18 protein-coding genes are annotated in these 22,163 nt (G+C 69.5%); 14 read left to right on the top strand and 4 right to left on the bottom strand.

Features of this window, described 5'->3' with window-relative positions; genetic code table 11:
* The first annotated feature begins 38 nt into the window (after positions 1-38).
* From ABZ717_RS07970 to ABZ717_RS07910, 13 genes are all read left to right on the top strand, one after another.
* Positions 39-1,661 (top strand): peptide chain release factor 3, encoded by a 1,623-nt coding sequence (locus tag ABZ717_RS07970; protein ID WP_358507134.1) that lies wholly within the window; start codon positions 39-41, stop codon positions 1,659-1,661.
* A 795-nt stretch (positions 1,662-2,456) separates the two neighbouring features.
* On the top strand, positions 2,457-3,743 hold the full coding sequence (locus ABZ717_RS07965; RefSeq protein WP_358507132.1) for a citrate synthase: 1,287 nt from the start codon (positions 2,457-2,459) through the stop codon (positions 3,741-3,743).
* Between the two features lie 204 nt (positions 3,744-3,947).
* Positions 3,948-4,805, top strand: a complete 858-nt coding sequence (locus ABZ717_RS07960) for an HdeD family acid-resistance protein (RefSeq protein ID WP_358507130.1) — start codon at positions 3,948-3,950, stop codon at positions 4,803-4,805.
* A 280-nt stretch (positions 4,806-5,085) separates the two neighbouring features.
* Positions 5,086-6,258 carry a macrolide family glycosyltransferase gene (locus ABZ717_RS07955; protein WP_358507128.1) on the top strand — a complete coding sequence of 391 codons (1,173 nt, stop codon included), beginning with the start codon at positions 5,086-5,088 and terminating at the stop codon, positions 6,256-6,258.
* Positions 6,259-6,355: 97 nt separating this feature from the next.
* Positions 6,356-6,913: an AAA family ATPase gene (locus ABZ717_RS07950; RefSeq protein WP_358507126.1), complete on the top strand. Its 558-nt coding sequence runs from the start codon at positions 6,356-6,358 to the stop codon at positions 6,911-6,913.
* 156 nt (positions 6,914-7,069) lie between these two features.
* On the top strand, positions 7,070-8,296 hold the full coding sequence (locus ABZ717_RS07945) for a hypothetical protein (protein ID WP_358507265.1): 1,227 nt from the start codon (positions 7,070-7,072) through the stop codon (positions 8,294-8,296).
* Entirely contained in the window at positions 8,293-10,614 is a 2,322-nt protein-coding gene (locus ABZ717_RS07940; protein WP_358507124.1) for a tetratricopeptide repeat protein, read from the top strand. The genes ABZ717_RS07945 and ABZ717_RS07940 overlap by 4 nt, the downstream gene beginning before the upstream one ends.
* Positions 10,615-10,631: 17 nt before the next feature.
* On the top strand, positions 10,632-11,858 hold the full coding sequence (locus ABZ717_RS07935) for a protein phosphatase 2C domain-containing protein (RefSeq protein ID WP_358507122.1): 1,227 nt from the start codon (positions 10,632-10,634) through the stop codon (positions 11,856-11,858).
* On the top strand, positions 11,842-13,191 hold the full coding sequence (locus tag ABZ717_RS07930) for a VWA domain-containing protein (RefSeq protein ID WP_358507120.1): 1,350 nt from the start codon (positions 11,842-11,844) through the stop codon (positions 13,189-13,191). Before ABZ717_RS07935 ends, ABZ717_RS07930 begins: the two co-directional genes overlap by 17 nt.
* Before the next feature lie 9 nt (positions 13,192-13,200).
* The gene (locus ABZ717_RS07925; RefSeq protein WP_358507118.1) at positions 13,201-13,923 is read left to right on the top strand and encodes an FHA domain-containing protein; all 723 of its coding nucleotides are present in this window, start codon (positions 13,201-13,203) and stop codon (positions 13,921-13,923) included.
* 234 nt (positions 13,924-14,157) lie between these two features.
* Positions 14,158-15,552 (top strand): hypothetical protein, encoded by a 1,395-nt coding sequence (locus tag ABZ717_RS07920; protein ID WP_358507263.1) that lies wholly within the window; start codon positions 14,158-14,160, stop codon positions 15,550-15,552.
* A 43-nt stretch (positions 15,553-15,595) separates the two neighbouring features.
* Positions 15,596-16,423, top strand: a complete 828-nt coding sequence (locus ABZ717_RS07915) for a glutamate ABC transporter substrate-binding protein (RefSeq protein ID WP_358507261.1) — start codon at positions 15,596-15,598, stop codon at positions 16,421-16,423.
* A gap of 130 nt (positions 16,424-16,553) precedes the next feature.
* The gene (locus ABZ717_RS07910) at positions 16,554-16,853 is read left to right on the top strand and encodes a DUF6221 family protein (RefSeq protein ID WP_358507117.1); all 300 of its coding nucleotides are present in this window, start codon (positions 16,554-16,556) and stop codon (positions 16,851-16,853) included.
* 9 nt (positions 16,854-16,862) lie between these two features.
* Here ABZ717_RS07910 and idi read toward each other — a convergent pair whose 3' ends face one another.
* Entirely contained in the window at positions 16,863-17,420 is a 558-nt protein-coding gene (gene idi / locus ABZ717_RS07905; RefSeq protein ID WP_358507115.1) for an isopentenyl-diphosphate Delta-isomerase, read from the bottom strand.
* 197 nt (positions 17,421-17,617) lie between these two features.
* On the opposite strand from idi, the gene ABZ717_RS07900 reads away from it, so the two are divergent.
* The gene (locus tag ABZ717_RS07900; RefSeq protein WP_358507113.1) at positions 17,618-19,084 is read left to right on the top strand and encodes an SDR family NAD(P)-dependent oxidoreductase; all 1,467 of its coding nucleotides are present in this window, start codon (positions 17,618-17,620) and stop codon (positions 19,082-19,084) included.
* Between the two features lie 9 nt (positions 19,085-19,093).
* On the opposite strand, the gene ABZ717_RS07895 is transcribed toward ABZ717_RS07900, so the two are convergent.
* From ABZ717_RS07895 to ABZ717_RS07885, 3 genes are all read right to left on the bottom strand, one after another.
* Positions 19,094-20,107, bottom strand: coding sequence for a zinc-binding dehydrogenase (locus tag ABZ717_RS07895; RefSeq protein WP_067604607.1), 1,014 nt, complete (start codon positions 20,105-20,107; stop codon positions 19,094-19,096).
* 141 nt (positions 20,108-20,248) lie between these two features.
* Positions 20,249-20,899, bottom strand: coding sequence for a response regulator transcription factor (locus ABZ717_RS07890; protein WP_358507111.1), 651 nt, complete (start codon positions 20,897-20,899; stop codon positions 20,249-20,251).
* Entirely contained in the window at positions 20,896-22,116 is a 1,221-nt protein-coding gene (locus ABZ717_RS07885) for a histidine kinase (RefSeq protein WP_358507109.1), read from the bottom strand. Before ABZ717_RS07885 ends, ABZ717_RS07890 begins: the two co-directional genes overlap by 4 nt.
* Between the last annotated feature and the right edge of the window lie 47 nt (positions 22,117-22,163).

Raw genomic sequence — 22,163 nt, 5'->3', positions numbered from 1 at the left:
AAAAACGGGAGATCAGACGAGGCGAGGCGACGACGGGAATGAGCGTGGACACGGCGGGCACGGACAAACAGGGGTCCGAGGTCGCACACGAGGCGGAACGTCGGCGGACCTTCGCGGTCATCTCCCACCCCGACGCCGGTAAGTCGACGACCACCGAGGCCCTGGCGCTGCACGCCGCGGCCATCTCGTCCGCCGGAGCCGTGCACGGCAAGGGCGACCGCAAGGGCGTCACCTCCGACTGGATGTCGATGGAGCAGGACCGCGGGATCTCCATCACCTCGGCCGCCCTGCGCATCGACTACCGGGACCACGTCCTCAACCTGTTGGACACCCCCGGCCACGCAGACTTCTCCGAGGACACCTACCGGGTGCTCTCCGCCGTCGACTGCGCCATCATGCTGCTGGACTCGGCCAAGGGCCTGGAGCCGCAGACCCTCAAGCTCTTCGACGTGTGCCGGGCCCGCAAGATGCCGGTCCTCACGTTCGTCAACAAGTGGGACCGGCCCGGGCGCGAACCCCTCGAACTCCTCGACGAGATCGAGCAGCGCATCGGACTGCGCCCCACCCCGCTGAACTGGCCGGTCGGCATCGCCGGTGACTTCCGTGGCCTGATCGACCGCGCCTCGGGTACCTACACCAAGTTGACCCGGACCCCCGGTGGTGCTCAGAAGGCCATCGAGGAGGTCATGGACGACGACCGGGCCGCCGAGGTCGAACAGGACGCCTGGGTCCAGGCCAAGGAGGAGATCGAGTTGTTGGAGGCGCTGGGCGCCGACTTCGACCACGAGTCCTTCATGGCGGGCGAGTCCTCCCCGGTGCTGTTCGGCGCGGCGCTGTCCAACTTCGGTGTCGGTCAGTTGCTGGAGGCGGTCGTGGGCCTGGCCCCGGCGCCGTCGGCCAAGGTCGACGACCAGGATCGGCCCCGCCAGGTGGAGCGTCCCTTCTCCGGCCAGGTCTTCAAGATGCAGGCCAACATGGACAAGAACCACCGCGACCGGATGGCGTTCGTCCGGGTCAGCTCGGGTCGGTTCGAGCGCGGCATGGTGCTCACCCACGCTTCCACCGGCCGTCCCTTCGCCACCAAGTACACCCAGGCGGTCTTCGGTTCGGATCGCTCCACCATCGACACGGCCTACCCGGGCGACGTGATCGCCCTGGTCAACGCCCAGGCGTTGGCGGTGGGGGACACCCTCTACGACGGTCCCAAGGTGTCCTACCCGCCGATCCCCAGCTTCGCGCCGGAGCACTTCGTGGTGGCGCGGGCCTTGGACGCGAGCAAGTACAAGCAGTTCCAGCGGGGGATCGCCCAGCTCGACGCCGAGGGCGTGGTGCAGGTGCTCACCTCGGACGTGCGCGGTGAGCAGGCCCCGGTGCTGGCGGCGGTCGGACCACTGCAGTTCGACGTGGTCAAGCACCGCATGGAGCAGGAGTTCCGCAGCCCCATCGAGGCCTCGCCGCTGGAGTACTCCGTGGCTCGACGCACCGACGCCGTGTCCGGGCCGACCCTGCACGGGCTCTCCGGGGCCGAGGTGCTGCGTCGCCGCTCCGATGGTGAGCTGTTGGTGCTGGTGCACAACAAGTGGCGATTGAAGGTCATCGAGCGCGACCACCCGTCGCTGTTCATGGAGCCTTTGCTGGCCGGCGGCGTCGACGAAGGTTAGGACCACCGTCGATCGCCGGAGTACCGGTTTCCAACAGGAGGCCGCTTTTCCCACAAAGAGCGTTTGTTTCGTTTACCCCGGGTTAATCTTGGTCACCCTTTGTTGACTTCGGTCCCGTGTTCCGGCTCCATCGGCTTTCCGTATCGGGCCCTCGGCGGGCTTCTCCGAGGGGCGTTCGTCCCGGTCGGGAGCGGGCGCCGCGGACTGTCTGTGAAGTCTCGTTCCCGGGGCACATACTCCGACCCCTTCAGGGGTAGGGACACAGACCCTGGAGGGTGGTCGGTGCCGCCGGAGTCGGTGACAGAGGCCAAGATCACCGAGTCGGAGGCACCCCGCGTCAACCCCTGTGATCAGGGCGAAGGTACCCTGATCTCAGGCCACTAGGGCGCGTTCGAACACCTGGCCGCACCGAGTTCTGTTCGGGTCTGTCCGGATCTGTGAAGGGCACCCCCGTTGGACCGGTTCGGGTGGGTTTCGGAGTGCCCAGGGGACCTGTCCAGGAGGCCGACGGAAGACGGGTGGGAGAACCCCGCCGTCTCCCGTAGAGGTCTCAGGGCGATCACGCTGTTAACGACATTCGGCAAAGTCTGTAAATCTTCACTCTCTGATAATTCTGTGCACGTCTGGGTATGTGTTGCATGTCACCTGTTCGTGAATCGGTGAAACTTATATGATTTTGCTTAACTGGCGTTTAACAAAACAGAACAATAACGAGTGAATCAAGAACGCGGCGGCGGATCGCCCTGCGTTCGACGTACCTCACGTATCCCCCGCCTGGAAAGGTTGACCTCGGGCATGAGCGATGACAAAGAGCGCACGGTGGAGCTCCACTACGAGGGCGGCGTGCTGAAGCTGCCGGTTTTCACCGGTACCGAGGGTGAGAGCACCATCGAGCTGAAGACCCTGCTGGGGTCGACCGGTATGACGACCCTGGACCCGGGGTTCGGCAACACCGCTTCGTGTAGCTCGAAGATCACCTACATCGACGGGGCCGCCGGGATCCTGCGTTACCGCGGATACCCGATCGAGGACCTCGCCGTCCACAGCACCTTCCTTGAGACCGCCTACCTCGTGATCTACGGGGAGCTTCCGGAGCCCGGACAGCTCAAGGAGTTCTCGGACAAGCTGCGCGACAACGCCGACATCCCGGCCGACATGGGCACGCTCATCGACGCGATGCCCCGCAACGGCCACCCCATGGCACTGATCGCCGGCGCCGTGAACACTCTGGCCGCGTACTACGAGGACAGCGCGGACCCTGAGGACGAGAACCAGGTAGAGCTCGCCACGATCCGGCTGTTGGCCAAGCTGCCGACGATCGCGGCCCGCATCTACCGCAACTCGATCGGTGAGACCCCGATCGCCCCGGACGACTCGCTCGACTACGTCGACAACTTCATCCGGATGACCTTCGGTGACAAGGCCCCCACCGGTGAGCTGGGCGACCTGTTCAACAAGGCCGTCGGCATGCTGCTGGTGCTGCACGCCGACCACGAGCTGAACTGCTCCACCGCCACCGTGCGCGTGGTCGGTTCCGCCAAGGCCGACATCTTCGCCAGCGTCGCCTCCGGCATCAACGCCCTGTCCGGCCCGTCCCACGGCGGTGCCAACCAGGCCGTGCTGGAGATGCTGGAGGAGATCCGCGACTCGGGCATCTCCATCGAGGACTTCCTGGAGAAGGTCAAGGCCCGCGAGATGCGTCTCATGGGCTTCGGGCACCGGGTCTACAAGAACTTCGACCCGCGCAGCAAGGAGATCAAGGTTCTGGCGAGCCAGATCCTGGACCGGCACGACAGCCCGGACGAGCTCTTCGCACTCGCCCTCAAGCTTGAGGCCGCCGCGCTGCAGGACCCGTACTTCACCGAGCGCAAGCTGTACCCGAACGTCGACTTCTACACCGGCGTCATCTACCGCACCATGGGCTTCCCGACCAACATGTTCACCGTGTTGTTCGCCCTCGGCCGCCTGCCCGGCTGGATCGCCCACTACCGCGAGCAGCTGCACGACCCGGCCTTCCGGATCGCGCGCCCGCGCCAGCACTACATCGGCTCGAACGAGCGCCGATACCCCGGCCAGGGCTGACACCCGCCCGAGAGCACCTCGACCGCCCGCCCACGTCACCGACGAGGGCGGGCGTTCCCATGTGCGCGCCACGAAGAAGGAACGGTGTAGAACCTCCCTTTCCTTGCGCTTTGCGTACCTTCTGTCATCGGTATGCGACGTTGAGAGAAGTGGCAACGAAGCGGCCCCGGACGGCGCGGGCCGCGCGAGGGAGGGGGCCCGGCTATGGTCCGGTACGAGTCGGCCGGTGACATGCTCGGTGAGCTGAGCCGAAGCTGGTGGGTCGTGGTCGTTCGCGGTGCCGCCGCCGTGATCTTCGGCTTGGTGGCGCTCATCTGGCCCGGGGTCACCACGGTGGCCCTGGCCTTCGTCTTCGGTGCCTTCGCGCTGGTGGACGGGGTCGTTCTGGGGTTCGCAGCCTTCCGGGCGGCCTCCGGCACCCGTCTTCCGTTGGTGATCCAGTCGGTGCTCGGCATCCTGCTGGGTGTGGCCGCCCTGATCTGGCCGACCGTCGCGGTGGTCGCCCTGGTCTTCGTCATCGGGGCATGGGCGATCGTCACCGGTATCGCCGAGATCATCACCGCGATACGACTGCGCGCGCAGATGACCTCTGAGTGGCTGCTGATCTTCGCCGGGGCGCTGTCGGTGATCTTCGGTCTGCTGCTGTGGCTCTGGCCCGGGCTGGGCGCGTTGGCGATGGTCGCCGTGGTCGGCGTCTACGCGATCGTGTTCGGGATCGCCCTGGTGATCGCGGGCCTGCGGCTCAGGGGCGCGGGCACCGCGACCGCTTCGTCGGAGGAGGATGAGGCGTTCGCCGAGGGGGACACCACCTACGAGTCCGGGCCGCGGCACGCCGGGGAGCCCGAGGGCGGTGACCTGCTCGCCGACGGCCCCACCGCAGAGGGGGACGAGCACGATGTCAGCGCCTTCGACGACGGTTACACGGACGGCTACCGCGACGGTTACCGGGGTGATCCGGCCGGCGCCACCGAGGCCTCCGTGTACGAGGACGAGACCGCCGCCCCGCGAGTGGGCAAACACCGCGCGCCCAAGGACCCGCCGGAGGACACCGGTACTCCGTAACGTGAAGGATCCCAGGTCGGTCCGCGCCGGCCGGGAGAGGGCCGAGTCGGCCGACCTGATTCTCGGGGACGACCGACTCGGCCCCTTCGCGCCGCCGACCAGTTCCACGCGGGCCCGGAAAAACGGGAGGACGGGACGGAGGGGAGTCCCCTACAGTGGGGCCATGGCCTTCCAGCAGCTGTTCTACCAGTAGGACCCCGCGTCCTCGACGCCTCCGCGCCGCCCCTTCCGAGGACCGGCGCCTCATAGTCCTACCCGTAGACAGTCTCAGGAGAGAACCATGACCCGTCGTGCCCATATCGCCATGGTCGGCGTCCCCGCGGTGAGCCACGTCCTGCCAAGCCTGGAGATCATCCGCGAACTGGTCCGTAGGGGCCACCGCGTCACCTACGCCAACGACCCCGTCGGTCGGATCGGTGAGCTCATCGAGTCCACCGGCGCCGAGCTCGTCCCCTTCACCACCACCCTGCCCACGGGGGACGAGGAGTGGAGCGACGATCCGATCGAGGGGATGGACATCTTCCTCGACGACGCCATCAACAGCCTGCCCGTGCTTCGGAAGGCCTATGAGGAGGACCGTCCCGACCTGTTCCTCTACGACATCGGTGGGTACACCGCCCGCGTCATGGGGATCGAGTGGGGGATCCCCACCATCCAGCTGTCTCCGACCTACGTCGGCTGGGCCGACCACGCCGACACCGTCATGGTCTGGCTGCGCGAACAACCGGGGGCCGAGGAACACTTCGCCAAGTTCGACGCCTGGCTGGTCGAGAACGGGGTGGAGGGGCTGGACCACGCCGGCTTCGCGGGTGAACCCGATCGGGCGTTGGCGATGATCCCACGCGAGATGCAGCCCTTCGCCGACACGGTGGCCGACACGGTCACCTTCGTCGGGCCCTGCCTGGGCGAGCGTGCGGACCAGGGAACCTGGACCCGACCGGCCGACGCGGAGAAGGTCGTCCTGGTGTCGCTGGGTTCGGCCTACACGGAACGACCGGACTTCTACCGCGAATGCGTGCGGGCCTTCGGCGACCTGCCCGGGTGGCGCACCGTCCTCCAGATCGGTGAGTACGTCGACCCGTCCGTGTTGGGGGAGGTCCCCGACACCGTCGAGGTCCGCCGATGGGTTCCGCAACTGGACATCCTGCGGCAGGCGGACGCCTTCGTCACCCACGCGGGTATGGGAGGCTCTAGTGAGGGTCTCCACACCGGTACCCCGATGATCGCGGTGCCGCAGGCGGTGGACCAGTTCGACAACGCCGACCGCCTCCAGGAACTGGGGGTGGCCCGCCGGATCGACACCGAGGCGGCCACCGCCGAGGTACTGCGCGACGCGCTGCTCGACCTCACCCGCGATCCCGAGGTCGCGCGCCGACTGGCCGACATCAGCGGCCGACTCCAGCGCAGCGGTAGCCCCTACGCGGCCGACCTCATCGAAGCCGCGATTCCTTAGGTCCGACCTGATCGGACCCGACCCCACACCGACCGGTGCGCCGTCCTCGCGGGCGGCGCACCGGCCGTGTCCGTACCCATCGAAAGGGGCAGTGCCCATGGACCACCTCGTCGTCGTCACAGGAGGACCGGGTTCGGGCAAGACGACGCTGATCGACCACCTCGCCGGGCTCGGCCACGGACGCACCGTGGAGGCCGGGCGGGCGATCATCCGCGACCAGCGGGCGATCGGTGGTCCAGGCCTGTCCTGGCGTGACGAGGACCTGTTCGTCGAGCTGATGCTCTCGTGGGACATGCGTTCGCACCGGGAGGCGGCCGGCCGGGAGGGCCTGGTCTTCTGTGACCGGGGAGTGCCCGACATGGTCGGCTACTTCCTCCAACGGGGTCGGCGCGTCCCCGAACACGTGCGTGAGGCGGCCCGACTGTTCCGCTACCACCACCGCGTCTTCCTCGCCCCGCCCTGGCCGGAGATCTACGCCGGGGACACCGAACGACACCAGTCGCCGGAGGAGGCCGAACGCACCTTCGCCGCGATGCGGGAGGGTTACCCCTCGTGCGGGTACGAGACGGTTCTGTTGCCCCGCGCGTCGGTCGTCGATCGTGCCCGTTTCGTCCTGGAGACCCTCGAAACGGACGCGGCGAGTCGGCCGCTGTGATGCTCGTGAGGACGTCCGTGCCGTGGTTGTGGCCGTACGTGGCCGTATAACGCGAAGTCCCTTGTGGATCGGGGTGGTCGCCGCCACACTCTTTCTATACACAGGGTGGGGGTGATTCGGCAGGTGGCGCACGCGTCGGGGTTCGGCATGCCGCCGATGAGCTGGGAAGGGATCGACCACGCGCTCAATCGTGTCCGTGGTGAGGTCGATCGGATCTCCCTCAACCTGGCCGATCTCGACCGGCACACGGTGTACCGCCTGCTCCGTGGCGCCGAACTGAACGGTGGGACCCGCGGTCGCTGGGAGGCCGCGGACGTACACGCCCACCGGTTGTGGCCGACCCACGCCGCCTTCGAATCGGTGGTCGAACACGCCGCGCGCCTGCGCGAGTCCGGAGTCGCCGACTCCCAGGCCGAGCTCACCCGACTGCTCATGGGCGAGTCCGTGACCCTGCCCCTGGCCGAGGTCCCCCTGCGCGAACGCGGCCTGCTCGACCCGGGCACCGAGAACATCACCCTGGCCGAGGCCATCGCCCGGATGACCGCCGACTACGAGGCGATCACGGAGGTCGTCTCCGCGGTGGAGACCGCCTGGGACGCCCTCCACCCGCGGCTCGACGAACTCGACGCGATGTGGCGGGAGGTCGGCACGCTCGCGGACATGGTCGAGGTTCCCGACGACGAGTACGAGGACCTGCGCGCCGAACTGGAACGGGTCGGGAACACCGTGCGCCGCGACCCGTTGTCGCTGGTCGCCGACGGTGGCGTGGACACCCTCGACCTGGACCGTATGCGTTCGATCCTGGACCGGACCCGGGGTGAACTCCGGGACGCCCTGCGCATGCGCGACGCCTACGACGAGAGCGTGAGCCGGCTCGATTCGGCCATCGACGACGTCGAGAAGGTGGTGCTGCGCTCCCGTGACCTGCGTGTCCGTGTGGTCGCGAAGATCTCCTCCCCGGCGGCCATCGACGTCCCCGACCCGGTCCCGGAGCTGCGCGCGGCCATCGCCGAGATGGACGAACTGCGGTCCCGGCGACGGTGGCGGGCCCTGGGCGCGCGCCTGGGGGAACTACAGCGCTCCGTGCACGAGTCCGGGGACGACGCGCGCGACCGGGAACGCAACCTCGGCGGCCTCCTCCAACGCAGGGCCGAACTGAGAGGGCGCCTGGACGCCTTCCGCGCCCGGGCGGTGCGCCTGGGCCTGGCCGAACACGAACGACTTGTCGAACCCCATGGGCGTGCGCACTGGGAGTTGTGGAAGGCCCCCTGCGACCTGCGGGCCGCCACGGTGGCGCTGTCCGCCTACCAGAGGGCGCTTCAGGAACTCGTGGGGACCGAGACCCCCTCGGTCGGAACCCAGGACGGCGGTGTGAACAGATGAACGAGTGCGCCTCCCCCGGCTGCTCGGGGCTGATCGAGGACGGCTTCTGCGGTGTGTGCGGTCTGGCGCCCATGGACGCGCCGACCACCCGCACCCCGGGACCGGGGCCCTCCGTTCCCCCGTGGAACGGCCCCTCGGGCGGGAGCCCCGCGGACATCGAGGGGGCCGTCCACTCACACCCGATCAGCTCCGGCAACGTCCGCATCTCGGGGCGCTCCGGCCCGGGCAGCATCTCGGGTTCCAGCGGTGGTTCGCGCAGCGGACGCACCTCCAGCGCCGGCTCCCGACGCGGCATGCTCGGGTTGGGCATGGTCCAGGTGCCGCTGGTGCCGGCGAAGGACCCCTCCGAGGCGATCATGACCGCCCCGGTCGTGTCGGAGAAGAACCGCTTCTGCGGCAACTGCTCGGAGAGGGTCGGTCGGACCAGAGGCGACCAACCGGGCCGCACCGAGGGTTTCTGCCGCCAGTGCGGCACCCAGTTCTCCTTCACCCCCAAACTGGTCGAACGCGAGGTGGTCGGCGACCAGTACGAGGTGCTCGGCTGTCTGGCCCACGGCGGGCTGGGCTGGATCTACCTGGCCAGGGACCGCAACGTCAACAACCGCTGGGTGGTGCTGAAGGGCCTGCTCAACGCGGGTGACGCCGAGGCGCACAAGGCGGCCGCGGCCGAACGCGCCTTCCTCTCCGAGGTCGAGCACCCCAACATCGTCAAGATCATCAACTTCTCTCAGCATCCCGACCCGCGCACCGGGATCCCCGGCGGCCACATCGTCATGGAGTACGTGGGCGGCAAGTCGCTGCGGGAGCTGCTCATCGAGCGCCGGGAGCAGGGGACGAGCGAGGACGTCCTGCCCCTGGAACAGGTCATCGCCTACGGGCTGGAGTGCCTGAGGGCCCTCGGCTACCTGCACTCCAAGGGGCTGCTGTACTGCGACTTCAAACCGGACAACGTCATCCAGAGCGAGGAGCAGATCAAGCTCATCGACCTGGGCGGCGTCCGACGCATGGACGACGGACTCAGCCCCGTCTACACCACACCCGGGTACCGGGTTCCCGAGGAAGAGCTGCGCGGCCCCGGCCCCAGTGTCAGCGCCGACCTGTACTCGGTGGGGCGGGCCCTGGCGGTGCTCAGCTTCCACTTCGGCTTCATCCGCAAACACCCGCACGACCTTCCGCCCCGGCACGAGGTGCCGTTGCTGCGGAGGTTCGAGTCCTACGACCGCTTACTGCGCAGGGCGACCCACCACGACCCGGAGGCGCGCTTCCACGACGCCGGTGACATGGCCGACCAGCTCACCGGTGTGTTGCGCGAGGTGCTCGCGGAGATCGAGGGGACGCCCCACCCGGCGGCCTCCGCGCTCTTCGGCGGAGAGACCTTCACCGGGCTGCCCGAGTCCGGCGCACACGACGCCGACCGGATGCTGTCCCCGCCCGGCCCCATCGAGGCCGCGGCGCTGTTGCCCTCACCGCTCATCGACCAGCTCGACCCCGCGGCCCAACACCTGCGCAACCACGTGGGCATGGCCCCGAACGAACTCATCCCGATCCTGCGGTCGGCCAGGGCACCCTCGCCGGAGACCCTGCTCATGCTGTCCCGGTCGCTGATGACGGTCGGCCGCTACAAGGAGTCGCTGGACGTACTGGAACGGTTCAGCCTCGCGGTCCCCGGTGACTGGCGCACCATGTGGTACCTCGCGGTCGCCGAGCTGAGCACCGGCCGGTTCCACGAGGCCCGAGACCACTTCGCCGAGCTGTACGCCCACCTGCCCGGGGAGGCCGCGCCCAAGCTCGGGCTCGCCCTGGCCTGCGAGCGCACCGGTGAACACGACGTCGCCGCCCGCCGGTACGCCACGGTGTGGACCACCGACCACTCCTACGTGAGCGCCGCGTTCGGCCTGGCCAGGATCCGGCTCGCCCAGGACGACCGGACCGGCGCCATCGAGGTGCTGGACACCGTCCCCGAACTGTCCAGCATGTACGTCCACGCCCAGACCGCGCTGATCTCCGTGCTGGCCGGGGGCACCGGCGACGGCATGGGCCTGGTCAGGGCGGGGGAGAGGCTCGGCCGGATCGGTCTGGACAGCGAGTCCGTCGACCGACTGGCCGTACGGGTCCTGGAGTCCGCCCTGGAATGGCTCCGGGGCGGCGGGGCCCCACCACGGGGGAGCCTACTTCTCGAAGACGAGCTCACCGAGGACGGGGTGCGCGCCAACCTGGAACGCCGCTACCGGTCCCTGGCCCAACGGACCGGTCACGTCATGGAGCGTTACGAGCTCATCGACAAGGCGAACTCCCTACGTCCCGTGACCCTGCTGTGAGGATAGAAGGAACGGCGATGACGATGGTCCGGACCTGCCCCACCTGCGCCGAAACGGTGTCGACGAGCGACGCCTTCTGTGAGGGTTGCGGCCGGAACCTGCCCGTGGAGGCGCACACCCCCGTGCCGAACCCGGAGGCCACGGCACCCGACTCGGTACCGACCGCGCCCCAGGAGAGCATGGCCGGGGTCTCCCCGGGCACCGACGTGGACGAGGTCGACGCGCAGGCCACGCAACCCATCCGCCGCGACGCGGTGATCCCGCGGACCGGTCCGGCACCGGTCTCGCCGAAGGTGGCCCCCGAGTGGCGCCCTCCCACCCCCGGCGGTGAACCGGTCGTGGCCGCCGACCCCGGCCAGTGCGTGTGGTGCCCCGGGCGGGTGGTGGACGGCTACTGCGAGAAGTGCGGATTCCTCCAGCCCACCGGCCGCGACCACGTCGAGGTACGCGCCGGGACGGTCTTCGGGGTCAGCGATCGCGGGCTGCGCCACAAGCGCAACGAGGACGCCATGGCCATCCGGGTGATCGAGGACGACGCCCCGCACGCGGCGGGCGCCGTCGTCGCGGTGGTCTGCGACGGAGTGTCCAGCTCGCCCCGCTCGGACGAGGCCTCCAGGGTCACCGCGGAGACGGGCGCGACCGTGCTCGCCGAACGTCTGCGCCAGGGCGCAGACCCCCGTGAGGCCACCGGGGAGGCGATGACCCAGGCCGCCCGGGCCGTCGCGGCCATCGCCGAATCACCCGAATTCGCGCCCGCCTGCACCTTCGTGTCGGCCGTGACCTGCCCGAAGACGGGGGCGGTGACCGTCGGGTGGGTCGGCGACAGCCGTGCCTACTGGCTCTCCGGTGGGCCCACCTCCAGTACCTCCACCCTGCTCACCAGGGACGACTCCTGGAGCGAGGCGATGGTGCAGATGGGCGCGCTGACCCGGGAGGAGGCCATGCGCTCGGCCAACGCCCACGCGCTCATCGCCTGGATGGGCGCGGACTCCGGCGAGATCGACGCGCACATCTCCACCGTGACCCCCACCGGACCCGGCGCCGTCGTGCTGTGCAGCGACGGCCTGTGGAACTACTACCCGGAGGCCGAGGCCCTGGCCGACGCCGTACCGGGCACCGGCACCGCGCCCTTGGAAGCGGCCAGAACCTACGTCGGGCTGGCGCTGAGAGCCGGCGGTAAGGACAACATCACCGTCGTCGTCATACCCGTACCCACAGGGGGTCGCCGTGCCGAACACGTCTGACCGGGCCGGGGGGCCCGAGTTCCGGATCCAGGTGGACCAGAACCCCTACCTGCCGCTGGGCGGTACGGAGGTGCACGCCGTGGTGAGCGTGACCTCCCACAGCCCCGTCCTGGTGGGGACCTCGGTACGCGCCTCCGAGGTGATCATCATCGACACCTCCGGGTCCATGTACGGCGAGAAGATCAACGCGGCCAAGCAGGCGGCCCGCGCGGCGATCGAGACCCTGCGCGAGGGTGTGCGCTTCGCGATCGTCGCCGGACACCGCGAGGCCGAGATGATCTACCCCGCCGCCGATCGGTTGGCCGAGGTGGACGACCGGACCCGCGCGCAGGCCCTGGAAGCCGTGGGCCGGTTGCGCGCCGACGGCGGCACCCGGATGGGCGCCTGGCTGCTCAAGGCCGCGGAGTTGTTCGAATCCGGTGGCGAGGGCATCAAGCACGCCATCCTTCTCACCGACGGTCAGAACAACGAGATGTCCGATGTCTTCGAGGAGGTGCTCCGACGGATCGCGGGCAGGTTCGTCTGCGACTGTCGCGGGGTCGGCACCGACTGGAAGGTCGAGGAACTGCGCCGCGTCGACGCGGCGCTCCTGGGCGGCGGCCCCGGCATCATCGCCGACCCCGCCGACATGACCGCCGACTTCCGGGCCATGGCCCAGGCGTCCATGGGCAAGACCGTGGCCGACGTGGCGTTGCGCCTGTGGGCCCCGCAGAACTCCGTGGTGCGTTTCGTCAAACAGGTCGCGCCCACGGTCCAGGACCTCACCGGCCGCGCCGTCCAACGGGTACCGCAGGCCAACGACTACCCGACCGGGTCCTGGGGCACCGAGGGCCGCGACTACCACGTGTGCGTCGAGGTGCCCGCGGGCGACCCCGGACGACAACTGCGCGCCGGATGGGTGCGCGTGGTGATGCCCGGCCGGACCCCGGACCGGGACGAGGTCCTGGCCTCGGGGAACATCCTCGCCGAGTGGACACCGGACGAGGCCAGGGCCACCGAGATCAACCCCCGGGTGGCCCACTACACGGGTCAGGTGGAACTGGCCCGGGCGATCCAGGACGGGCTCACGGCCCGTCGAGGGGGCGACGAGGCCACCGCCACCACACGATTGGGTCGGGCCGTCGCGCTCGCACACGAGTCGGGCGACGAGGAGACGGCGAGGCTGCTCGACCGGGTCGTCGACGTGATCGACCCGGTCACCGGAACCGTCCGACTCAAGCCCGGCGTCGACAAGATCGACGAGATGACCCTCGACACCAACTCGACCCGGACCGTACGGACCCGCCCCCGCCAGCACGGGCCGGGAACCGGCGGTGCCCCCGGACCCGGGTAGGAGGGACCCATGCCGAGTTGCCCTTCAGGGCACCACTCCACGGCCGACGACTTCTGCGACATCTGCGGGCTGCGACTCCAAGCGTGGTCCGCCACACGGGTCGCCTCCGGACGGCGTCGTCCGGAACCGCCCCGACCCCCCACCCCCGCCCCCGACCCGCCACCTCCACCACCGCCCAGACCCGTACCGGCGCAACGCGGTGGCCCCTGCCCGGAGTGCGGCACGTCCCGGGCCGGTCGTTTCTGCGAGGAGTGCGGCTACGACTTCGCGTCACAGTCCGGCAGCCACCAACGCCGGATGTCGGATCCTGGGAGCGCGTCGAGGGGAGTGCGCTGGCGGGCGATCGTCGCCGCCGATCCGGCCTACTACCAGTACATGGTCGACCAGGGGATGCTCGATCCCGACCGGATCGACTTCCCCACCGGCCAAAGGCAACGTCGGGTGACCCTCAAGGGCGATCGCGTGCACATCGGTCGGGGGAGTCGCTCGCGCGAGTTCTTCCCCGAGATCGACCTGGGCGGGCCCGGGGGAGACCCCGCCATCTCCCACATCCACGCGGTTCTGTTGGCCCGCCCCGGCGACACCTGGTCGTTGGTGGACCCGGGCTCGACCAACGGGACCACGATCAACGGGACCGCCAACCCCATAGCGCGCAACGTGGAGGTCCCCCTGAACGACAGCGACCGGATCTACGTCGGCGCGTGGACCTCCATCCTCCTCCAGAAGGGGTGAACCCCGTTGATGCCCCCGAACCCCGAACAAGTGGCAGGGCGACCCGAGCCGGGAGCCCCCTCCCTACCGCCGGGACCACCGCCACGGACCCCCGGCGGCCCGGCACCCGGTGCGCCGCGCCCCAAAGGAACGGCGGTCGCCTCGTCACCCGGGAGGGAGCGCCCCACACCACGGTCGCGCTCCTGGGGGCCGAGGATCCGATCGACCTTGGGCACCACCCCGGCCCGGGTGTGGATGCTGTCCCTGCTGTGCGTGGCGACCATCGCGGGCCTGTTCGGGTCCGCGACCGTCACCCTCGGCCAGGCCCGAGACGGACTCGACGTCCTGGGCCGGGACGCCGGCCCCCAGGCCATGGCCACCACCGAGCTGTACCTGGCCCTGGCCGACATGGACGCCCGGGTCACCGACATCCTCCTCATGGGTACCGACCACGACCTCGGGTCGGGGCGTGCGGAGGCCGAGAACGGTTATGAGACCAGCCGGACCCAGGCCGGTCGGGCCCTGCTCCACGCGGCCTCGTTGACCGAGTCGAGCGAGCCGACCGATGAGCAGACGGTCGAGGAGTACAACGTCCAGGCGGTCCTGGACGGGATCGGTGCCTACGAACAGTTGGCCGCGCAGGCCCGGCTGCTCAACGACGAGGCCGAAGCCCCGCCGGGGGAGGTCGACCCCGAGGCCCTGCGAAGCTATCGGCAGGCAACACGGCTGATGCACACCGAACTCCTGCCCAAGGCGTTCAACCTGGGACTGGACTCCTCGGCGATCGTGCGCGCCAACCACGAGGAGGGACAGTCCTCGGTCGCGCTGGGGCTGGTGTGGGTCGGAGGAGTCGGGGTGGCCACCGTCGCCTCCCTCATCGCCCTTCAGCTGTACCTGCGGGTGCGGTTCCGCCGTCGGTTCAACGCCCCGCTCCTGGCCGCGACCGTCGGCACCGTCGTCCTGACCGTCGGGGTCACGCTCGCGCTCAACAGCAGCGGCGGCCACCAGGGAGAGGCCAAGGACGAGGGGTTGGACGCCGCGATGGCGTTGGCGCGAGCGGGCGCCATCACCACGGACATGCAGGCCGACCAGAGCCGATACCTGATCGACGACTCGTTCGCCGACAACTACCAGCAGGTCTACCTGGAACGATCCCAGCAGGTGCTGTTCCGCCCGGCGAGCACCCTGGACGACTACTACGCGCAGGTCGCCGAGGTACCTGAGGCGTTCCCGAACCTGCCCGGATCGGACGGCTCCGACCCCGAGGACCCCGGAACGTTGGGCTACCTGGGGGAGGACGCCCGGGACGCGCTGCTTCCGGGACACGAGGACGCGCTCGCCGAGGTGCTGACGGCCTACAACGACCTGCAGGTCGAGGACCAGAGCCTGCGCGCCGCCGTGGGGGAGGGCGACCGAGAGACCGCGATCGACGTCCGGATGGGGGTCTCCCACACCGAGGACGGGGTCTTCCCCGCCTACATGGACGCCCTGGACGGACTGATCGACCTGCACCAGGAGGAGTTCGCCGACGGCATCGAACGGGGCAACACGGCGCTCGCACCGTGGACCTGGGGTCTTCCGGTCGGTGCGCTGATCCTGTTGACCCTGGTGGTGATCGGGGTCCGTCCCCGGCTCGCCGAGTACCGCTGAGGGACTGTTCGGGATGAACAGTCGGATCGAGGTGAACACGCACATGTGGTTCGGACGTCGTCGCGCGTGGTCCGTGGCGGCCCTGCTCGCCACGGCGACGCTGGTTTCGCCCGCCTGCTCGGCGGAGGGACGGGAGTCCCTGGTGGACGCGGAGTCGTTGACCATCGGGGTCAAGGCCGACCAGCCCGGGTTGGGCCTGGACGTGGAGGGGGAGCTGGTCGGGTTCGACGTGGACGTGGCCCACGAGATCGCCGAACGTTTGGGTGTCACCGACGTGGAGCTGGTCGGGGTCACCTCGGCCGAACGCGAGGACAAGCTGATCAGTGGCGAGGTGGACATGGTCGTGGCGACCTACTCCATCACTCCGGGCCGCAAGACCGAGGTGATCTTCGGCGGTCCGTACTACGTGGCCAAGCAGGACATCCTGGTGCACGCCGACGAGAGCGAGGTGTCCGGGGTCCGTGACCTGGAGGGGCGCAGCGTCTGCCAGGGGGAGGGCTCCAACTCGGCGCGGCGGATCACCGACGGACTCGGGATCGACGTGTCCGAACTACAGGAGGCGGAGAGTTACAGCGCCTGCATAGAGCGTCTCGCCGAGGGTGAGGTGGACGCGGTGTCCACCGACAATCTGATTCTCGCCGGCTACCTCGCCGAGAACCCGGACGGGTTCCGATTGGTCAACAATCCCTTCACCGACGAGAAGTACGGGGTCGGGTTGCCCTATGGCGACGTGGCCGCCTGCGAGGCCGTGAACAAGGCGGTCGGGGAGATGTACCAGGACGAGACGGCGTCCGAACTGCTCGACAAGTGGTTCGGCGAGACCGGCCTCGAAGTGGTCCGCAGCGTCCCCCAATTCGAGGGTTGTGACTAAGGCGCTTCGAGCCGGGAAGAGCACTCGGGGAACATCGGTCGACGGGGGTCTACCGGGGTGGCCCGAATGGGCCTTATGGCAGATACTGAACCTTATGTAGCGAATTGGGGGACAGAGGAGGAGTTGGCCGTTGACCATCGTCGAGTTCCTGAAGGAACGTCTCGATGAGGACGAACGCGCGTCCAAAGCCGTGCCCGTGGGTTCGCGCGGTCGGGAGAGAGCCCTGGCCGAAGTCGCGGCCAAACGCAAGATCGTCCAGGGCTACACCGAGGCGCACGCCGCGAGCATGCGCATCCTGGACGCGTCCGGAACGGCCGTGAAGGTCAAGGGCGATCCCTGGTCGGAACTGCTGGCCTGGCGGCTCGCGGTGAAGTACCTCGCCGCCGTCTACCGGGGCCACCCCCTCTACGACCCCACCTGGGAGGACTGAAGGCGGGCGTCAACCCCTCCGTACCGCGTTCAAGCGCGGGATCTGTTCGACGGCCCACGGACTGATCGCCCAGGGGGCGCCTTCGGCGAGGGCGACCACGCCCTCCCAGTCCGCCCACGCGTATTCGGCCACCTCGTCGGGGTTCGGGGCGGGCTCGTCCTCGGTGCGCGCCCAGAACACCGGGCAGAACTCGTTCTCCACGATGCCCTCGGCCGAGATCGCCCGGTATCGGAAGTCCGGCAGGGCGTCGGTGATCTCGGTCAACCCGATCCCCAGTTCCTGTCGCGCCCTGCGGCGGATCGCGTCCGGAATCGACTCCTCCGGGGCCGGGTGGCCACAGCAGCTGTTGGTCCACACCCCCGGCCAGGTGGTCTTGCCCAGCGCGCGACGGGTGAAGAGCACCCGGCCGTCCGGGCCGAAGATGTAGCTGGAGAACGCCAGGTGCAGAGGGGTGTCCTCGGTGTGCACCACGGCCTTGTCCGCCGAACCGGTGGGGCGGTGCTCCTCGTCCAGCAGCACCACGAATTCGCGCTCCGCCGTACTCGGTCCGGAAACGGGCCGGGACATGGTTCCTCCCTCGTTGGCGGACACCTTTCGTGCCGCACGTGTCGACGCTGACTCCCCCATGGTCCCTCATGGTCGCCTCTCACGGGGGCGAATACGAATCAGGTGGTCGGAGGAGCCGGGCGCCCCGGTCCGAATCTGCGCATAAGGTTCCTGTTGGCCCGGCCAAGCGGGCACCAGGAACAGCGGCGGGTGTGGTGATGACGGAGACGATGACCAGGGTGACGGCCGACGGGATCGACCCGGAGGAGCTTCGGAGGTGCCTGGAGGTCCTCGCGAAGGCCGAGACCCTGCCCCCTGACCACGAGGACTCGCTCACCCTGCAACGGGCCACCTCCGGTCTCTTCAAGGCCGTCAAGGAACGCCGCCGCAAGGAGCGTCGAGCCGCCGAGAAGCTCCACGACAGCTCCGTCATGGCCGCCACGGCCACCGCGGCGCCGGACCGAATCGACGACGAGACCAACGGTCGCGCGCTCACCAGCGGCAGCACCGGAGCACTCGCCGGGGTGCTGCGCAAGGCCCGCCCCTGTTACGTGTGCAAGCAGAAGTACCGCGAGGTCGACGCCTTCTACCACCAGCTGTGTCCGGAGTGCGCGGCCTTCAATCGAGAACGCCGCAACGCCCGGACCGATCTCACCGGTCGCCGCGCCCTGCTGACCGGCGGCCGCGCCAAGATCGGCATGTACATCGCGCTGCGGTTGCTGCGCGACGGTGCCCACACCACCATCACCACGCGCTTCCCCAACGACGCCGTGCGCCGCTTCGCCGCGATGCCCGACAGCGACCGGTGGCTGCACCGGCTCGACGTCGTCGGGATCGACCTGCGTGACCCCGGCCAGGTCCTGCGGTTGGCCGACTCGGTGAGCGGGCGCGGGCACCTGGACATCCTCATCAACAACGCCGCGCAGACCGTACGGCGCTCGCCCGACTCCTACGCGCCGCTCATCGCCGCGGAGGCCCGACCGCTCACCGGCGACGGCCTGCCCGAACCCCTGGTGCTCGGCGGTGTGCGCCCACAAGCCCTGGAGGGCGCCGGGGAGACGGACATCGCCCGCGTCGCACCGCACACCCTCACCCCGGAGATGCTCACCTCGCTGGCGCTGACCACCGGCGCCGCCCACCCCGACCGGGTCCGTGCGGGCGGCGCGATCGACGCCGGCGGTCTCGTCCCCGACCTGGCCCCGGTCAACAGCTGGACCCGAACGGCCGGGGAGATCGACCCCGTGGAGATGCTCGAAGTCCAGCTGTGCAACGTCAGTGCCCCGTTCCTCCTGGTGAACCGGCTGCGCCCTGCGCTGGCCGCCTCCCCGGCCCGTCGTACCTACGTGGTCAACGTTTCCGCGATGGAGGGCGTGTTCGGTCGCGGTTACAAGGGGCCCGGGCACCCGCACACCAACATGGCCAAGTCCGCGCTGAACCAGCTCACCCGGACCAGCGCCGAGGAGATGTTGGAGTCCGACGGCATCCTCATGACCAGCGTCGACACCGGATGGATCACCGACGAACGCCCGCACCCGGACCGGGAGCGCCTCGCCGAGGCCGGGTTCCACGCTCCGCTCGACCTGGAGGACGGGGCGGCGCGCGTCTACGACCCGATCGTCCGCGGGGAGCTGGGCGAGGACCTGTACGGCTGCTTCCTCAAGGACTACAGGACCGGCGACTGGTAGGTCGCGGGCTCAGGGCAGCAGGATCAGGCGGACCGGTGATCCGAACCGTCCGGCCAGTCGTTCCACCGCGCCCGGGGCCCGTTCCAGCGGGAACGTGTCGCTGATGGACCGGGAGAACTCCACCCGTCCGGCGCGCACCAGGTCCACCAGCTCCACCACGTGCGCGGGCTCGGAACCGTGGTGGCCCAGGATCCGTTGGCGCAGGTAACCGAAGCGGGTGCCGCCGGAGACCTCCAACGGCTTGTCGGCCAGTCCGACCAGCACGAGCCGCCCGTGTTCGCCCAGGACACGGGTGGCCTGTTCCCGGACGGTCGGTGCCCCGGCGAAGTCGAAGGCGACGTCCAGCCCGCGCCCGTGGGTGAGCTGTCCGATCCGAGTGAGGAAGTCCGGGGCCGTGGGATCGAGGGCTTCGTCGGCGCCATGGTCGAGGGAACGCTTGCGCGCGATCTCGTCGGGATCGGCGACGATGATCGGGGCCGCGCCGACCATCCGCAGCAGCTGGACCGCGTGGACGCCCAGACTGCCCGCGCCCCACACGCACACCGCCTCCGCGGCGCGCACATCGCCGGTGGCGGAGACCGCGGCCCAGGCCGTGGCCACCGCGCCCGGGATGATCGCCCCCTGTTCGAACGGCAGGGCGTCGGGGATCGGAACGAGGGTGTCCTCGTTGGCCAACACGTACTCGGCCCATCCTCCGTCGTAGTCCACCCCGCGGGTGAGCAGCCGGCCACGGTGGTCGTGTTCGTCGGTTCGGAGCGCCACCCTGCCGCCGACCTCGTGGCCCAGGACCTCCGTGCCGACCTCCACGATCTCGCCGGACACCTCGTGACCCGGGGTGACGGTATCCCCCCGAAGGTAGAGCGGGGACAGATCGCCCTCGACCAGGTGTACGTCGGACGGGCAGATCCCCGCGGCCCTCACCCGGATCAGCACCTGTCCTCGACCAGGTACCGGTTTGGGGACGTCGGTGACCTTCAGGGTCCGGTCGGTGATGTTCAACCGGGCCGCACGCATGGTGGCCATGGGGTATTCCTCGCAGACGTGTCGTCGTAACGCGATTCCCCACGATCATCACGCTCCGCACATGAGTCCGTACGGGGGCGACACGGGTCATAAGGGTCAGAACCCGCTCACTTTTTTGTCAAGCGGGACAGTTCAGGCGACTCAGGCGACCAGACCGTTGCGATGCGCCCAGATGGCGATCTCCACCCGGTTGCGGGCGCCGAGCTTCTCCTGCACCCGGGCCAGGTGGGTCTTGACCGTGCTCACGGTGACGTACAGTTCCGCGGCGACCTCGGTGTTGGTGAGACCACGCGCCACCTCGCGCACGATGTCCAGTTCGCGGGCGGTCAACCCTCCCGGGTCGGGTTCGGCCCTCCGTGCCGTCGGCCGAGTGAAGTGCCGCAGCAGTCGCACGGTGATCCGTGGCGACACCAGGGCGTCGCCGCGCGCCGCGGCCCGCACCGACTCGATCAGCAACGCCGGCCCCGCGTCCTTGAGTAGGAAGCCCACGGCGCCGCCGGTCAACGCGGCGTGCACGTATTCATCCAGGTCGAAGGTGGTCACCACGACCACCTTCACCGGGTCGTCGAGCCCCGGCCCGGCAAGCCGACGGGTGGCCTCCAACCCGTCGATCCCGGGCATTCGGATGTCCATGAGGACCACGTCCGGCCGGAGTTCCCCGGCCAGGCGGACCGCCTCCACTCCGTCCCCGGCCTCGCCCACCACCGCGATGTCGTCCTCGGCGTCGAGCATGTAGCGAAAACCCGTCCGCACCATGCTCTGGTCGTCGGCGAGCAGCACCCGAATCGTCAACGTGTTCCTCTCTCCGGTATCGGGATCGTCGCCGACACCATCCATCCCTGTCCGCTCGGGCCGGCGGACAACTCCCCGCCGAGCACCCGGGCCCGTTCTCCCATCCCGACCAGACCGTGACCGCCCCCGGCGGGGCCGGAGCCTCGGGCCCCGCCCCGGCCGTCGTCCACCACCCGGAGCGTCATCGCGTCGGTGTCGGCCCGCACGTCGATGTCCACCCGGGACGCCCCGCGCGCGTGGCGCAGCGCGTTCGTCACCGACTCCTGAGCGATCCGCCAGGCCGCGGTGCCGACCTCCGGGGGTAGTTCCGCCATCGGACCCGCCAACCGCACCGACACCTCCGGTCGCCCGTGTTCGGCGGGGGCGGCGAGTGCCCACAGTCCGTCGACCGGATCGGACGTCAAGGGGGCATCCTCCGGGCCGCGCAGCCGCGAGACCATACCGCGCATCGACTCCAGCGCCCGAGTACCCGCCTCCTCGATCTCCGGCAGGGCCTCGCCGACCAGCTCCGGCCTACGGTCGGCCACGTGCCGCAGCGCCTGGACCCGCACCACGATCCCGGTGACCTCGTGCGCCACCACGTCGTGCAGGTCCCGGGCGATCGCCAGCCGTTCCTCGGCCCGGACCCGGTGTACCCGGGCCTGCCGTTCCATCGTCCGCCAGCGCAGGTACGCACCGGGTGCCAACCCCACCAGCACCATCAACAACGCGACGGTCGGTTCGAGAATGATGGGTTCGCGCAGGTAGTCGGACAGAGCCGCGAAGAAGCACAGGACCGAGACCGGCAGGATCTGCCAGGGGTGACAGCGCAGGGCCACCAGGGACAGCACGATCAGGAGACCGAGTGTCTCCGCCCCGTAGATGGGGTACCCGAACATGCCCATGGGCGACGGCCACAACAACACCGAGGCGACCAGCACCACCGTGGGTACGGTCACCCCGGCGGCCATGGTGGCCCACCGGCCGACCCGGGGCCACACCGCCAGGGCGACCACCAGCGCGCACACGGCCCCGGAGGCCCAAGGTACGAAGTCCATCGATGAGTGCGGTGGCCCGACCCAGTTCTCGATCATCCTGGAGTCGAGGATGGTGCGAAGGTCGTGCAGGGAGACCACGAGCAACGCGACCACCAGCCCCGCCGCGATCAACCGCGACAGGGAGCGGGACTTGCGCTCGAAGAAGGCGAACAGCCCGTTCGTGAGGGTGGCACGGTTCATGGTGTCCAAGGCTAGGTCGCCGGCTCCCCTTCGGGCGTCGGCCGAAG

Source organism: Nocardiopsis sp. NPDC006832 (assembly GCF_040635885.1).
Classification (GTDB): domain Bacteria; phylum Actinomycetota; class Actinomycetes; order Streptosporangiales; family Streptosporangiaceae; genus Nocardiopsis.
Note: the sequence above shows the minus strand (reverse complement) of the source record. Positions and strands in the feature narration are given on the sequence as shown.